The organism is Microbacterium sp. Z10_103 (assembly GCF_058310455.1).
In genome coordinates this window covers 1,078,385-1,093,368 of record NZ_JBZEGK010000001.1, presented here as the reverse complement: position 1 = coordinate 1,093,368, position 14,984 = coordinate 1,078,385, and the positions used below count along the sequence as shown (strand labels likewise).

At 68.6% G+C, this 14,984-nt stretch carries 13 protein-coding genes; 8 read left to right on the top strand and 5 right to left on the bottom strand.

Features of this window, described 5'->3' with window-relative positions; all coding sequences use genetic code 11:
• Positions 1-6: 6 nt before the first annotated feature.
• The 4 genes from sufC to sufB are packed head-to-tail and all read right to left on the bottom strand — an operon-like array spanning position 7 to position 3,707.
• Positions 7-780 (bottom strand): Fe-S cluster assembly ATPase SufC, encoded by a 774-nt coding sequence (gene sufC, locus AC4FS2_RS05080; RefSeq protein ID WP_491153131.1) that lies wholly within the window; start codon positions 778-780, stop codon positions 7-9.
• Positions 781-1,107, bottom strand: coding sequence for a non-heme iron oxygenase ferredoxin subunit (locus tag AC4FS2_RS05075; protein WP_491153132.1), 327 nt, complete (start codon positions 1,105-1,107; stop codon positions 781-783).
• A complete protein-coding gene (gene sufD / locus AC4FS2_RS05070; RefSeq protein ID WP_491176451.1) occupies positions 1,104-2,288 on the bottom strand; it encodes a Fe-S cluster assembly protein SufD in 1,185 nt (394 codons plus the stop codon). Before sufD ends, AC4FS2_RS05075 begins: the two co-directional genes overlap by 4 nt.
• Entirely contained in the window at positions 2,289-3,707 is a 1,419-nt protein-coding gene (sufB, locus tag AC4FS2_RS05065) for a Fe-S cluster assembly protein SufB (protein WP_491153134.1), read from the bottom strand. It lies immediately after the preceding gene.
• 255 nt (positions 3,708-3,962) lie between these two features.
• On the opposite strand from sufB, the gene AC4FS2_RS05060 reads away from it, so the two are divergent.
• Complete coding sequence (locus AC4FS2_RS05060; protein WP_491176449.1) at positions 3,963-4,934, top strand: COX15/CtaA family protein; 972 nt, start codon at positions 3,963-3,965, stop codon at positions 4,932-4,934.
• A 102-nt stretch (positions 4,935-5,036) separates the two neighbouring features.
• A complete protein-coding gene (locus AC4FS2_RS05055) occupies positions 5,037-5,582 on the top strand; it encodes a dinucleotide-utilizing enzyme (protein WP_491176447.1) in 546 nt (181 codons plus the stop codon).
• Positions 5,583-5,666: 84 nt separating this feature from the next.
• Here the strand turns inward: AC4FS2_RS05055 and AC4FS2_RS05050 are convergent, their stop codons facing one another.
• A complete protein-coding gene (locus tag AC4FS2_RS05050; protein ID WP_491153137.1) occupies positions 5,667-6,593 on the bottom strand; it encodes a heme o synthase in 927 nt (308 codons plus the stop codon).
• 226 nt (positions 6,594-6,819) lie between these two features.
• On the opposite strand from AC4FS2_RS05050, the gene tkt reads away from it, so the two are divergent.
• Genes tkt through pgl form a run of 6 tightly spaced genes read left to right on the top strand, consistent with a single transcriptional unit; the run spans position 6,820 to position 14,973 of the window.
• A complete protein-coding gene (gene tkt / locus AC4FS2_RS05045; RefSeq protein ID WP_491153138.1) occupies positions 6,820-8,946 on the top strand; it encodes a transketolase in 2,127 nt (708 codons plus the stop codon).
• Positions 8,943-10,064, top strand: a complete 1,122-nt coding sequence (tal, locus tag AC4FS2_RS05040; protein ID WP_491153139.1) for a transaldolase — start codon at positions 8,943-8,945, stop codon at positions 10,062-10,064. The genes tkt and tal overlap by 4 nt, the downstream gene beginning before the upstream one ends.
• Positions 10,061-11,683 (top strand): phosphoglucose isomerase-related protein, encoded by a 1,623-nt coding sequence (locus AC4FS2_RS05035; RefSeq protein ID WP_491153140.1) that lies wholly within the window; start codon positions 10,061-10,063, stop codon positions 11,681-11,683. The genes tal and AC4FS2_RS05035 overlap by 4 nt, the downstream gene beginning before the upstream one ends.
• 8 nt (positions 11,684-11,691) lie before the next feature.
• The gene (gene zwf, locus AC4FS2_RS05030; protein WP_491176444.1) at positions 11,692-13,242 is read left to right on the top strand and encodes a glucose-6-phosphate dehydrogenase; all 1,551 of its coding nucleotides are present in this window, start codon (positions 11,692-11,694) and stop codon (positions 13,240-13,242) included.
• Positions 13,239-14,189: a glucose-6-phosphate dehydrogenase assembly protein OpcA gene (locus AC4FS2_RS05025; protein ID WP_491153142.1), complete on the top strand. Its 951-nt coding sequence runs from the start codon at positions 13,239-13,241 to the stop codon at positions 14,187-14,189. Before zwf ends, AC4FS2_RS05025 begins: the two co-directional genes overlap by 4 nt.
• Positions 14,182-14,973, top strand: a complete 792-nt coding sequence (gene pgl / locus AC4FS2_RS05020) for a 6-phosphogluconolactonase (RefSeq protein WP_491176442.1) — start codon at positions 14,182-14,184, stop codon at positions 14,971-14,973. The genes AC4FS2_RS05025 and pgl overlap by 8 nt, the downstream gene beginning before the upstream one ends.
• Positions 14,974-14,984: the final 11 nt, after the last annotated feature.

Sequence of the window (14,984 nt, the reverse complement as noted above, 5' to 3'; positions counted from 1 at the left end):
TCGCCGTCAGGCGTCGACGGAGGTTCCGGCCTCGGTGATGAAGCGGTCGTAGCCCTCTTCTTCGAGTCGGTCGGCAAGCTCCGGGCCGCCCTCTTCGACGATGCGTCCGCTGACGATCACGTGGACGAAGTCGGGGCGGATGTAGCGGAGGATCCGCGTGTAGTGGGTGATCAGCAGCACGCCGAGGTCGCTGGAGGCCTTGGCGCGGTTGACGCCCTCCGACACGATCTTGAGCGCGTCGACGTCGAGGCCGGAGTCGGTCTCGTCGAGGACGGCGATCTTCGGCCGCAACAGCTCGAGCTGAAGGATCTCGTGGCGCTTCTTCTCACCACCGGAGAAGCCCTCGTTGACGTTGCGTTGGGCGAACTTCGGGTCCATGCGCAGGTTCGTCATGGCGTGCTTGACGTCCTTCGTCCAGGCGCGGATGCTGGGCGCCTCGCCGTCGATCGCGGTCTTCGCGGTGCGAAGGAAGTTCGTCACGGTGACGCCGGGGATCTCCACCGGGTACTGCATCGCGAGGAAGAGGCCGGCGCGCGCGCGCTCGTCCACGGTCATCGCCAGCACGTCTTGGCCGTCGAGGGTGATCGAACCCGACGTGACGGTGTACTTCGGGTGACCGGCGATCGTGTACGCCAGGGTGGACTTGCCGGACCCGTTGGGGCCCATGATCGCGTGCGTCTCTCCCGTGCCGATCGTCAGGGTGACGCCGTTGAGGATGGGCGTGGTGCCTGCATCCGTCTCGACCGTCACATGGAGGTCGCGGATCTCGAGGACAGACATTCAGACTTCCTTCGTTCGGGTGGGGTCAATGAGCACGTCATCGCCGTCGATCTCGACGACATAGACGGGCACCGGCTCGAAGGCCGGCAGGTTCAGGGGGTGTCCGGTGCGCAGCGAGAATGCCGAGCCGTGCGCCCAGCACTCGAGCGTGTCGTCTTCGACGAACCCCTCGGAGAGCGAAACCTCGCCGTGGGTGCACGTGTCGCCGATGGCGTGCACGTCGCCGTGGGAGTCGAGCACGACGGCGATCGGGACGCCACCCACCTCGACGCGCAGCGGGGTGTCGGTCTCCAGCGCGCTCAGGGCGCACACACGCGCGGCACTCACAGCGCCTCGCCTTCGACCAGTTCGCGCTCGATCTCCGCGGCGAGTTCCCGCTCGAGGTCGGGGACGCCGATGCGCTGCACGATCTCGCTGAGGAAGCCGATCACGACGAGTCGTCGTGCTTCTTCCTCGTCGATGCCGCGCGCTTGCAGGTAGAACAGCTGCTCGTCGTCGAACCGGCCCGTGGCGCTGGCATGGCCGGCACCGAGGATGTCGCCCGTCTCAATCTCGAGGTTCGGGATGGAGTCGGCCCGGGCACCGTCGGTGAGCACGAGGTTTCGGTTGGCCTCGTACGAGTTGGTGCCCACAGCATCCCGCCCGATGAGCACGTCGCCGATCCAGACGCTGCGCGCGCTCACGCCCTGCAGGGCTCCCTTGTAGAGGACGTCGCCGACCGTGTGCGGACCCTTGTGGTGCAGGTACACCTGCGACTCGAAATGCTGGCCGGCGTCGGCGAAGGACAGACCGAACATCCGGCCCTCGGCGCCGGAACCGGCGAGCTCGACGGAGGGATTGACGCGAACGACGCTGCCGCCGAGGGTAACCACCCCGTGGATGAGCTTGGCGTCACGGTCGACCCGCGCCTGGTGGGTGGCGGCGTGCACGGCGTCGTCGTTCCAGCGCTGCACCGAGATGACGGTCAGCTGCGCCCCGTCGCGGACGAGGATCTCGAGGTTCTGCGCGTACTGCGCCGATCCGGAGTGGTACAGGATCACCGTCGCGCGGGAGTTCGGAAGCGCCTCCAGCACGATGTGCGCGGCACCGAACCCGTCGGCGCGCTCGCCGACGAGGTCGATGCGCAGCGGCTCGGCGAGGTCTTCGTTCGCCGGAATGCGGACATGCAGCCCGCCGGCGCGCTGCCACGCGATGGCGGCCGGCAGATCTTCGGGGCGGAAGAACTCGCCCCGCACGGTGGAGTCGGCCACCAGGTACGCGGCGGCGTTCCCGGTCACCACACGCACAGCGGATGCATCATCCCCGGGCGCCAGCACACCACCGAGGCGGTCGATCGGAGTGTGCTTCCAGTTGACCTCACGCCCGGTGGGGGCGCCGAAGTCGGCGGGGTTGAAAGACCAGGGTCGCTCGGAACGGGTCTGGATGGGCGCGGCGGGCACGTCGGCCCGGTCCCATCCTCCGTCGGTGTGCGCTGAGCTTCCCGGCAGGGGGGCGGTCGCGGTCGTCATTTAGCCGACGGATCCTTCCATGCCCATCTCGATGAGCTTGTTCAGTTCGAGGGCGTACTCCATGGGCAGTTCCCGTGCGATCGGCTCGATGAAGCCGCGGACGATCATCGCCATCGCTTCGTCTTCGGGCATGCCGCGCGACTGCAGGTAGAAGAGCTGCTCTTCGCTGACCTTGGAGACCGTGGCCTCGTGGCCGAGCTGGACGTCGTCGACACGGATGTCGATCGCCGGGTACGTGTCGCTGCGCGAGATGGAGTCCACCAGCAGCGCGTCACACCGGACGGTGTTGGCGGAGTGGTGCGCGTTGGCGTCGACGCGGACCTCGCCGCGGTAACCGGCGCGGCCACCGCCGCGGGCGATCGACTTCGACACGATGGAGGACTGCGTGTAGGGCGCCATGTGGATCATCTTCGCGCCGGCGTCCTGGTGCTGTCCCGGACCGGCGAAGGCGACGGACAGGGTCTCGCCCTTGGCGTGCTCGCCCATCAGGAAGATCGACGGGTACTTCATCGTGACCTTGGACCCGATGTTTCCGTCGACCCACTCCATCGTCGCGCCCTCGTGGGCGACGGCACGCTTGGTGACGAGGTTGTACACGTTGTTCGACCAGTTCTGGATGGTCGTGTACCGCACACGGGCGTTCTTCTTCACGATGATCTCGACGACGGCCGAGTGCAGCGAGTCGCTCTTGTAGATCGGAGCCGTGCAGCCCTCGATGTAGTGAACGTAGGAACCCTCGTCGGCGATGATCAGCGTCCGCTCGAACTGACCCATGTTCTCGGTGTTGATCCGGAAGTAGGCCTGGAGCGGGATCTCCACGTGCACGCCGGGCGGCACGTAGACGAAGGATCCGCCCGACCACACCGCGGTGTTGAGCGCGGCGAACTTGTTGTCACCCGCGGGGATGACGCTGCCGAAATACTCGGTGAAGAACTCGGGGTGCTCACGCAGGGCCGTGTCGGTGTCCATGAAGATGACACCCTGGGCTTCGAGCTGCTCGTTGATCTGGTGGTAGACCACCTCGGACTCGTACTGAGCCGCCACACCCGACACCAGCCGCTGACGCTCGGCCTCGGGGATGCCCAGGCGCTCGTAGGTGTTGCGGATGTCGTCGGGGAGGTCTTCCCACGTCTGCGCCTGCTTCTCGGTGGAGCGGACGAAGTACTTGATGTTCTCGAAGTCGATGTCGCTGAGGTCTGCACCCCAGGTCGGCATGGGCTTGCGGTCGAACAGCTGCAACCCCTTCAAGCGGGTCTTCAGCATCCACTCGGGCTCGGCCTTCAGGGCAGAGATATCGCGCACGACGGCTTCGCTCAGCCCACGCCTTGCGCTGGCGCCAGCGGCATCGGCGTCGTGCCATCCGAACTCGTAGACGCCGAGGCTCTCGAGTTCGGGCCGGTCGATCAGGACATCAGCCATGTCGGTCACTCTCCTCTCGGGCCGCAACGGTGTGATCCGCCCCGGAATTCCCACGTCCTCCGTGGAGTTCCGGAGGGGGGAAGCCGTCGGTGGGCCCGCTCTGTGGGCGCAATTCCCGCGCCTAGACTGTCAGTGATGCGAAACGCGCAGCGTCCGCATCCCGAACCCTTTGATTCTACAGGTTCCGGCTCTTCCCCGGGGCCGCCGCCGCCGCGTCGGCCGCCCCTCGTCAGCAGCGTCCAGGAGGCGACTCGCATGTCCGTGCAGACTCCCGTGCCGATCCGCTCCGGGGTTTCCGGCAAACGACGGGAATGGCTTCCGGCGCGGGTGGACCGGCGGGTGATCGCCGCGGCCTGGGCCACGCTGATCGTCCAGATCGGGATCGTCGGCACCGGTGGTCTGGTGCGCCTGACCGGATCGGGCTTGGGGTGTCCCACGTGGCCCCGGTGCACGGCGGACTCCTTCGTCGCGACGGAGGAGATGGGCATCCACGGGGTGATCGAATTCGGCAACCGGCTGCTGACGTTCGTCCTCGTCGCCGTGGCCATCGCGACCTTCCTCCTCGTGGTCCGGATGCGGCGCACGCGGCCCGACCTGTTCTGGCTCGCCCTCGCCATCGGCCTCTACGTGCCGCTGCAGGCGATCATCGGCGGCATCACGGTGCTGACGAACCTCAACCCGTTCGTCGTCGGACTGCACTACTTCGCCTCGGTCGTGCTCGTGGCGCTGTCGGCCGTGTTCGTTGCCCGCGTCTACGCGACACCCGGCCCGCGCGTGCGCGCCGTGCCGGCCTGGTTCGCCGCCCTCACCCATGTCACGAGCCTGCTCGTGCTCATCACGGTCGTCGTCGGCATCCTGGTGACGGGTTCCGGGCCGCACGCCGGAGACGGCGGAGCTGCACGCAACGGCTTGGACCCGCAGTTCATGCAGCACGTCCACTCCTGGCCCGCCTACGCTCTCCTGGCCGCGACGCTGATCCTGCTGGTCGGCGCGTGGCGCACCCCGTCGCGTCTCCGCCTGCGCCTGTGGGTCGGGCTGCTGCTGGCCGTCGAGGCCGCCCAGACCGCAGTGGGGCTGTGGCAGGCTCGCGCCGGTTTGCCCGTCGTCCTCGTGAACATCCACATGGTGCTCGCGGTGGTGCTGGTCGCGGCGATGACCGCGGTCGTCATGCACCTGAAGCTCCCGGCGACCGACGAAGACCCGCGGCGAGATAAGTCCGCCACATAGGGGATTCATGGACGGCGCGGAGGCGATGTCCATGCCGATGCGTCAAGCTGGGGGGATGCCGCGGCCGACCGTGCCCGGAAATCACCGAGGAGAACGCCCCTTATGACCTCACGCCCCAGCCTGATCCGCAGCATCCCGTTCTGGGTGCTCCTGGTCGGATCCCTCATCCTGACGGGCGTCGGCGCCTGGCTCGTCCTTGACCGCCTGTCGCGCATCGAGTCGGCCATCGTGAGCCAGTCCGCCGAGGCGACGATCGAGGTCTACGTGGGCCAGCCCGCCGTTCTGGCCGCCGCCATCGTCCTCGGCTCCGGGCTCGTCGGCCTGCTGCTCACCCTCGCCGTCGCGACGTACAGCACCCTGCGCCCCCGTCTCGCCGTCGAAGAGATCGAGACGATCGACTGGACCGACGACGAGGTTGCCGCGCCCGCTCCGGAGTACAGCGCCAGCACCGCGTCCGCCCCGGCCGCCGCATCCGCCGCCCCCGTCGCCGCCACCCCGGCCGCAGCACCCGCCGCCACCCCGGCCGTAGCACCCGCCGCAGCGTCGACGCACGCCGACCCGGTCATCGCGACCGACCCGGTGATCGCCGAAGGCCCCGACGTCGAGGTCCCCAGCACCGCGACGCCGCCGGCTAACGCCCGCGACTGACCCGCGAGAAACGACGATCCCGCCGAGAAACAGCGCAACGCGCTATGTCTCGGCGGGATCGTCGTTTCTCGGCGGCGTCCCGCGTCAGAACGGCAGGAGCGGGTCGACCGCGATCGCCACGAACAGCAGCGTGAGGTACGTGATCGACGCGTGGAACACACGCATCGGACGCGGCTCCGTACCCCGAACGGCGCGGGAGTACAGGCGGTGTGACTCGTAAACGAACCAGCCGCCGAACACGAGTGACGACACCGTGTAGACCAGGCCCATCGAGGCGACGGGGATGAGGAGAAGCGAGCACGCGACGGTCGCCCACGCGTAGAGGATGACCTGCAGGCCGACCTGCGGGCCGCTACGCGTCGCCCCGAGCATCGGCACGTCGGCCTCTTCGTAGTCGTCCTTGTACTTCATCGACAGCGGCCAGTAGTGCGGCGGCGTCCACAGGAAGACGAGCACGAACAGGATGAGCGCCGACCAACTGAGCGTTCCGGTCACCGACGACCAGCCGATCAGCACCGGGAAGCATCCGGCGATGCCCCCCCACACGATGTTCTGCTCGGTACGGCGCTTCAGCAGGATCGTGTAGATGACGACGTAGAAGAAGATGGCGGCGGCCGACAGCGCGGCGGCGACCCAGTTCGTCGTGACCAGCAACCAGACCGTGGACACTGCGGCCAGCGTCCACGCGAAGATGAGCGCACCGCGGGGGGAGACTTCGCCGGTCACGAGCGGACGCTTACTGGTGCGCTGCATGTGCGCGTCCATGTCGCGGTCGAGGTACATGTTGAACGCGGCGGCCGATCCTGCGCTCATCGACCCGCCGATCACCGTGGCCAGCACGAGCCACAGGTTCGGCAGCCCGTTCTGCGCCAGGATCATCACCGGAACGGTCGTGACGAGCAGGAGCTCCAGCACGCGGGGCTTGGTGAGAGCGACGTAGGCGCGGATCGTACGACCGACGGAGCGGGGTGCGGTCGGCAACGGCGCATTCGTCGTCGTAGAGATGTCCATCGCCCCCTGTTTCGAGCACCGTTTCGGTGCGTTCAGTCTAGGCCATGGGGCTGAGCGCCCCCGTCTCGTCCTACGCAGGTCGGAAGCCGTCACGACCGACCCGGCAAGTTCCCCGCTTCGCTATGCTGGCAACGAAGCGCGCCCAGCGCATCCCTCCCTCTGACCCTCGTGCATCGAGGCCGCGGACCGAATGCGGCTGGGCACAGGGATCGAGAAAGGCGACCGCGTGTCGGACTTGCAATGGGATGAAATCGATCGTCGTGCGGTGGATACCGCACGAGTGCTGGCAGCGGATGCTGTCGAGAAGGTGGGAAACGGCCATCCCGGCACGGCGATGAGCCTCGCACCGGCCGCGTACCTGCTGTACCAGCGGGTGCTGCGCCATGACCCCGCCGATCCGCACTGGCCCGGGCGTGACCGCTTCGTCCTGTCGGCCGGTCACTCGTCGCTGACCCAGTACGTCCAGCTGTACCTGGGCGGGTTCGGCCTGGAGCTCTCCGACCTGGAGGCGCTGCGCACGTGGGGCTCGAAGACTCCGGGACACCCCGAGTACGGCCACACCGACGGCGTGGAGATGACGACCGGCCCGCTGGGCCAGGGCTTGTCCTCCTCGGTGGGCTTCGCCTACGCGGCCCGGTACGAGCGGGGCCTGTTCGACCCCGACGCGCCGCAGGGCGAGAGCCCCTTCGACCACTTCGTGTACGTCATCGCGTCCGACGGCGACCTCGAGGAGGGCGTCACCAGCGAGGCGTCGTCGCTCGCGGGTCACCAGAGCCTCGGCAACCTCGTCGTCATCTACGACTCCAACCAGATCTCCATCGAAGACGACACCAACGTCGCCTTCACCGAAGACGTCGCGAAGCGCTACGAGGCCTACGGCTGGCACGTGCAGACGGTCGACTGGAAGAAGTCCGGACAGTACGTCGAGGATGTGGCGGAGCTCTACGCCGCGATCGAGGCGGCCAAGGGCGAAACCGACAAGCCCTCGATCATCGTTCTCAAGACGATCATCGGCTGGCCCTCCCCCGGCAAGCAGAACAGCGGCAAGATCCACGGCTCCGCCCTCGGCGCCGACGAGCTCCGCGCGACCAAGGAAGTGCTCGGATTCGACCCCGAGCAGAACTTCGCCGTCGCCGACGACGTTCTCGCACACACGCGCTCGCTCGTCGAGCGCGGCGAGGCCGACAAGGCCGCGTGGCAGGAACGGTTCGATGCGTGGGCCGCCGCGAACCCCGAGCGCAAGGCGCTGTGGGACCGCCTGCAAGCCCGCGAGCTCCCCGCCGACATCGCCGACGCGCTCCCCGCCTTCGAATCGGGCAAGGAGGTCTCGACGCGTGCCGCCTCCGGCACCGTCATCAACGCCCTCGCCGCCGAGCTTCCCGAGCTGTGGGGCGGGTCGGCCGACCTCGCCGAGTCGAACCTCACCACCATCAAGGAGGCGGAGTCGTTCATCCCCGAGGAGTGGTCGACCCACGAGTGGCAGGGATCGCCGTACGGGCGCGTGCTGCACTTCGGCATCCGCGAGCACGCGATGGGCGCGATCCTCAACGGCATCGTGCTGCACGGCCCGACGCGGCCCTTCGGCGGCACCTTCCTCATCTTCAGCGACTACATGCGCCCGCCGGTGCGTCTGGCCGCGCTGATGAACATCCCCACGATCTTCGTCTGGACGCACGACTCCGTCGCCCTCGGCGAAGACGGGCCCACCCACCAGCCGATCGAGCAGCTCGCCACGCTCCGCGCCATCCCGAACTTCGCGCTCGTGCGTCCGGCCGACGCCAATGAGACGGCCGTGGCGTGGCTGGAGATCCTCCGGCGCACGGACGGGCCGGCCGGTCTCGCGCTGACGCGGCAGAACATTCCGGTGTTCCCCCGCGGAGAGGGCGCCGCATCCGGCGACACCTTCGCGTCGGCGCAGTCCGCCGCCCGCGGCGCCTACGTGCTCGTGGATGCTCCGAACGGCTCCCCCGACGTCATCCTCATCGGCACCGGGTCCGAGGTTCAGGTCGCGGTCGCCGCGCGTGAGCAACTGGCCGCCGAGGGTGTCAATGCCCGCGTCGTCTCGGCTCCGTCGTTGGAGTGGTTCGACGAGCAGGATGCGGAGTACCGCGAGTCGGTGCTTCCGTCGTCGGTGCGCGCGCGGGTGTCGGTCGAGGCGGGCATCGCCCTCCCGTGGCGCGGCATCGTCGGAGACGCCGGCCGGTCTGTCTCGATCGAGCACTTCGGCGCCTCGGCGGACTATCAGACCCTGTTCCAGAAGTTCGGCATCACCGCCGAGGCCGTGGTCGAGGCCGCACGCGAGAGCATCGCGGCCGCGGGCACTGCTGCGATCAAGCACAAGGAGAACTCATGAGCACCCCCACCGCCAAACTGGTCGCCGAGGGCGTCAGCATCTGGCTCGACGACCTGTCGCGCCAGCGCATCCTGACGGGCAACCTCGCGGACCTCATCGCGACGCGAAACGTCAGCGGTGTCACCACCAACCCGACCATCTTCGCCGGCGCCCTCTCCCAGGGCGAGGCGTACGAGGCTCAGGTGCGCCAGCTCGCCGCGAAGAACGCCTCCGTCGACGACGCGATCTTCGAGATCACCACCGACGACGTCCGCGCCGCCTCCGACGTCTTCGCGACGGTGTTCGCCGAGACCGGCGGCGTCGACGGACGGGTGTCGATCGAGGTCTCCCCCGAACTCGCGCACGACACCGAAGCGACCATCGCCCAGGCGAAAGAGCTTGCCGCGGCCGTCGACCGCCCGAACGTGCTCATCAAGATCCCCGCGACCAAGGCGGGCCTCCCCGCCATCACCGAAGTCATCGGCGCGGGGATCTCGGTCAACGTGACGCTGATCTTCAGCCTGGAGCGCTACGCCGAAGTCATCGACGCGTATCTCACCGGCGTGGAGAAGGCGCAGGCAGCCGGCCACGAGATCTCCACGCTGCAGTCGGTCGCCTCGTTCTTCGTCTCCCGCGTCGACACCGAGGTGGACAACCGGCTCGACGCCGTCGGCACTGCTGAGGCCGTCGCCCTCAAGGGGCAGGCCGGCCTCGCCAACGCGCGCCTGGCATACGAGCTGTACGAGCAGAAGTTCGCCGAGCCGCGCGCCAAGGCGCTCCTGGATGCCGGCGCCACCGTGCAGCGCCCGCTGTGGGCGTCGACCGGCGTGAAGAACCCGGATCTTCCCGACACGCTCTACGTGACGGAGCTGGTCGCGCGCGGCGTCGTGAACACGATGCCGGAGAAGACGCTCGAGGCGACCTTCGACCACGGCGTGATCGAGGGCGACACCGTGACCGGCAGCTACGAAGCGTCACGCGAGGTCTTCGCGAATCTCGCCGACGCCGGCGTCGACTTCGCCGACATCACTCAGGTGCTCGAGGACGAGGGCGTGGAGAAGTTCATCGCCTCGTGGCACGAGCTGCAGGAAACCGTCTCGAAGGCGCTGGAGGCCGGCACCGCGGAGGCCGCTTCGTGAGCTTTGAGATCCATGTCTCCGGGCGTCCCAAAGAGCTCGTGGACACGATCGTTCCTGGGCTGGCGGCCTCCCTGGTCGCCTCCGGCATCACCGCCGGTGACGCGACCCTGTGGGGCGCGACCGCCGAGTCCGAGGCATCCCGGCGACTGGGCTGGGTCGAGGCGGTCTCGACCTCGCGTCCGCTCGTGGCCGAGATCGAAGCCCTCCGGGCACAGCTCGTCTCGCAGGGCATCACGCGGGTCGTCCTGGCCGGCATGGGCGGATCGTCCCTCGCACCCGAGGTCATCGCGCAGACGGCCGGCGTCCCGCTGGTGATCCTCGACTCCACCGCCCCCGGCCAGGTGCTCGCCGCGATCGACGGCGACGCCGAAGCGGGGGGCCTGGAGAACACGGTTCTCGTCGTCTCCTCGAAATCCGGCTCGACGATCGAGACGGACTCCGCCAAGCGCGCGTTCGAAGCGGCGTTCCGCGACGTCGGCATCGACCCGACCGAGCGGATCGTCGTCGTCACCGATCCCGGCTCACCTCTGGAGGCGTCCGCTCTCGCCGACGGCTACCGCGTGTTCCCGGCCGACCCCGAGGTCGGCGGGCGCTACTCGGCCCTGACCGCCTTCGGGCTGGTCCCGGCCGGGCTCGCCGGCGTCGACGTCGGTGAGCTCCTCGACGAGGCCGAGGCGACCCTCCTCGAGGTCGCCATCGACGACCCGGGAAACCCCGCGCTCGTGCTGGCTGCCGCCATCGCCGGCGGGGACCCTCGCCGCGACAAGCTGGGGCTGGTTTCCGACGGCACGCACATCGTCGGGCTGCCCGACTGGATCGAGCAGCTCATCGCCGAGTCGACGGGTAAGAGCGGCACGGGCATCCTCCCCGTGGTGCTGCTGCCGGTCTCCCCGGAGGTGGAGGAACCACCCGCCGACCTCCAGATCGTCCGTTTCGTCGACGACGCCCAGCACTTCCGGCTCTTCGAGAGTCACTTCGACGAGATCCTCGTGAGCGGCTCGCTCGGTGCCCAGTTCATCGTGTGGGAGTACGCCACCGCGATCGCCGGGCGGATGCTGGGGATCAATCCCTTCGACCAGCCCGATGTCGAATCCGCCAAGGACGCGACGCGTGGCCTGTTGGACGCTCGTCCCGAACCCTCCGCGCCCGCCTTCACCACGGACGGCGTCGAAGTCCGTGTGAGCGACCCCGCCCTCGCCGCATCCGGGACCCTGGCCGGTGTGCTGGACGCGCTGTGGGCGAGCATCCCGGCCGACGGCTACGTCAGCATCCAGGCCTACGTGAACCGGCACGCGCTGCCGCAGCTGCAGGGTCTCCGCGAACTCGTCGCCGCCGACTCCGGGCGCCCGACCACGTTCGGGTGGGGTCCGCGGTTCCTCCATTCCACCGGGCAGTACCACAAGGGCGGCCCCGCCGTCGGCGTGTTCCTGCAGATCATCGAGCAGTCCGAGGTCGACCTGGAAATTCCTGGGCGCCCGTTCACGTTCAGTTCACTGATCCAGGCGCAGGCCGCTGGTGACGCAACTGTTTTGGCTCAGGGGCACGGACGTCCCGTCGTGACTCTGACATTGACCGATCCGCAGGTCGAAGTGCTCTCGCTCTTCGAGGCTGCTCAGTAAGGCGAAGAATGACCGTAGAGATCTCGCGGGGAGACAACCCGCTCCGCGACCCTGATGACCGGCGCCTGAACCGCATTGCGGGGCCCAGCGCTCTCGTGATCTTCGGTGTCACGGGTGACCTGGCGCGCAAGAAGCTCATGCCGGCCGTCTACGACCTCGCCAACCGTGGCCTCCTCCCCCCGGGGTTCGCGCTCGTGGGGTTCGCCCGCCGCGACTGGGAGGATCAGGACTTCGCGCAGGTCGTGCATGACGCGGTGAAGCAGTACGCGCGCACGGAGTTCCGCGATGAGACCTGGAAAGAGCTCCTCGAGGGGATCCGCTTCGTTCCGGGCGAGTTCGATGACCCGGAGGCGTTCCAGCGCCTGCGTGAGACGGTCGAGAAACTCGACGTCGAGCGGGGCACGCTCGGCAACCACGCCTACTACCTGTCGATCCCGCCGAAGGCATTCCCGGTCGTGGCGCAGCAGCTGAAGGCGTCGGGGCTCGTCGGCGACACCGCCGATGACGAGACGGGCTGGCGCCGCGTCGTCATCGAGAAGCCGTTCGGGCATGACCTGGCTTCGGCCCGCGAACTGAACGCGGCGCTGGAGACGGCGTTCCCCGCCGACTCGATCTTCCGCATCGACCACTATCTCGGCAAGGAGACGGTCCAGAACATCCTGGCTCTGCGCTTCGCCAACGAGCTGTACGAGCCGATCTGGAACCGCAACTACGTCGACCACGTGCAGATCACGATGGCCGAAGACATCGGTGTGGGCGGCCGTGCCGGCTACTACGACGGCATCGGTGCGGCGCGCGATGTCATCCAGAACCACCTGCTGCAGCTCATGGCGCTCACCGCGATGGAAGAGCCCATCAGCTTCAACGCGAAAGACCTCCGCGCCGAGAAGGAGAAGGTGCTCGCCGCCGTGCGCCTTCCCGAAGACCTGTCCCTGGCAACGGCGCGCGGTCAGTACGCCGGCGGCTGGCAGGGCGGGGAGCAGGTGACCGGCTTCCTCGACGAGGACGGCATGGACCCCGGTTCCACGACCGAGACCTACGCCGCGGTCAAGCTCGAAGTCAACACGCGCCGCTGGGCGGGGGTGCCGTTCTACCTCCGCACCGGCAAGCGGCTCGGCCGACGCGTCACCGAGGTGGCGGTCGTGTTCAAGCGCGCGCCGCAGCTCCTGTTCAGCCGCAGCCAGACGCAGGAGCTGGGGCAGAACGCACTGGTCATCCGTGTGCAGCCGGATGAGGGCGTCACGATCCGGTTCGGGTCGAAGGTTCCCGGTGACGGCACGCAGGTGCGCGACGTCACGATGGACTTCGGCTACGGGCACGCGTTCACCGAGGCCAGCCCCGAAGCGTACGAGCGCCTCATCCTCGACGTGCTTCTCGGCGACCCTCCCCTGTTCCCGCGGCACGAAGAAGTCGAGCTCAGCTGGAAGATCCTCGACCCGATCGAGAACTTCTGGGCCGAGCAGGGAGGACCGCTCGAACAGTACTCACCCGGTTCGTGGGGACCGGGCTCCGCCGACGAACTCCTTGCCCGCGACGGCCGCAACTGGAGGCGCCCGTGATCATCGACCTGCCCGACACGACCGTCAGCAAGATCTCGAAGGCGCTCGTCAACGTCCGTGAGGAAGGCGGCGCGGTCGCCCTGGGCCGGGTGCTGACGCTCATCATCGTCGCGCACCAGGGCGAAGAGGAAGCGGTCATCGGAGCTGCGAACGACGCTTCGCGCGAGCATCCCATGCGCGTCGTCGTGCTGATCTTCGACGAGGCCGCCGATTCTCCCCGCCTGGATGCGGAGATCCGCGTCGGCGGTGACGCAGGGGCCAGCGAGGTCGTCGTCCTTCGCGTGTACGGCGCGGCGGGCTCGAATGCGGAGAGCCTGGTCACGGGACTTCTGCTTTCGGATGCACCGGTCGTCGCGTGGTGGCCCGCCAACCCGCCCTCGTCCCCCGCGGAGTCCGAGGTGGGCCGCATCGCGCAGCGGCGCATCACGGATGCGTCGAGCCAGCCGGATCCGGCGGCGTGGGTGGACGGCCTGGGAAGCCACTACCACCCGGGCGACACCGATTTCGCGTGGACGCGCCTGACGCGGTGGCGCGAGCAACTCGCCGCGGTACTGGACCAGCCCCCGTACGAGCCCGTCACCGCCGTGCAGGTGCGCGGCGCCGCCGACTCGCCGTCCACGGTGCTCCTGGCCGCGTGGCTGCGCCTGAAGCTCGGAGTGCCGGTGGATTCCGCGTACCTTCCGACCGCGGAGTGGGCGAGCGGAATCAAGAGCGTGCGGCTGACGCGCGCGAGCGGCGACACGCTCCTCGAGCGGCCGACCCCGGGCGTAGCCGTGCTGACGCAGCCGGGTCAGCCGGTGCACGAGCTGGCCTTCCCACGACGCACCATGCGTGAGTGCCTCGCGGAGGAGCTGCGGCGCCTGGACCCGGATGTGCTGTACGGTCGCGTCATCACGGAGGGCATGGAACTGCTTGCCCGGACCGACGATGGGAGCGACCGTGGCTGATGCCGGCACCGAGAAACGGGTCGTGATCGGCAACGATCCCGGTGCCCTCGCGTCATCCGTCGCCGAGCGTCTGCTGGACCGTATCAACAAGAACGTGGAGAACGGCAAGACGGTGCACATCTGCCTCACCGGCGGATCGATGGGTGGCGCTGTCCTCCGCGCGGCGGCGCAGGACGGTCGCATCGAACGTATCGACTGGTCTCGCGTGCACTTCTGGTGGGGTGACGAGCGTTGGGTTCCGCGCGACTCCGATGACCGAAACGAGAAGCAGGCTCGCGAGGCGCTTCTGGACTCGCTGGACATCCCCGCTGAGAACATCCACGCGATGGCATCCAGCGACGAGACGCTCGACCTGGATGCTGCAGCCGGGGCCTACGCCGACGAGCTTGCGCAGTTCGCGCCGGCCGACCGCACGGAGACGGGGCCGTGGCCGACGTTCGACATCTGCTTCCTCGGTGTCGGGCCCGACGGCCACATCGCCTCGCTCTTCCCGGACCGCCCCGAGATCCAGGTCACCGATCGCGCGACCGTATCGGTGAGGGACTCCCCCAAGCCTCCGCCGGAGCGGGTCTCGCTCACGCGCCCCGTGATCAATTCGTCCAAGCGCGTGTGGATGGTGCTCGCCGGCTCGGACAAGGCGTCGGCCCTCGGCCTGGCGCTGGCCGGGGCGAGCTATGAGAGCGTGCCGGCCGCCGGCGCGAAAGGCCGGAGGCGCACCGTCCTGTTCGTCGACGAGGCTGCCGCCGCTTCCGTGCCGCCACAGCTCATCGACCGCGAGTATTGACGCGACTCGGA

Coding starts and splice junctions, on each gene's coding strand:
- sufC (WP_491153131.1), bottom strand. CDS start 780: ATGTCTGTCCTCGAGATCCGCGACCTCCATGTGACGGTCGAGACGGAT.
- sufD (WP_491176451.1), bottom strand. CDS start 2,288: ATGACGACCGCGACCGCCCCCCTGCCGGGAAGCTCAGCGCACACCGAC.
- sufB (WP_491153134.1), bottom strand. CDS start 3,707: ATGGCTGATGTCCTGATCGACCGGCCCGAACTCGAGAGCCTCGGCGTC.
- AC4FS2_RS05060 (WP_491176449.1), top strand. CDS start 3,963: ATGTCCGTGCAGACTCCCGTGCCGATCCGCTCCGGGGTTTCCGGCAAA.
- AC4FS2_RS05055 (WP_491176447.1), top strand. CDS start 5,037: ATGACCTCACGCCCCAGCCTGATCCGCAGCATCCCGTTCTGGGTGCTC.
- AC4FS2_RS05050 (WP_491153137.1), bottom strand. CDS start 6,593: ATGGACATCTCTACGACGACGAATGCGCCGTTGCCGACCGCACCCCGC.
- tal (WP_491153139.1), top strand. CDS start 8,943: ATGAGCACCCCCACCGCCAAACTGGTCGCCGAGGGCGTCAGCATCTGG.
- zwf (WP_491176444.1), top strand. CDS start 11,692: ATGACCGTAGAGATCTCGCGGGGAGACAACCCGCTCCGCGACCCTGAT.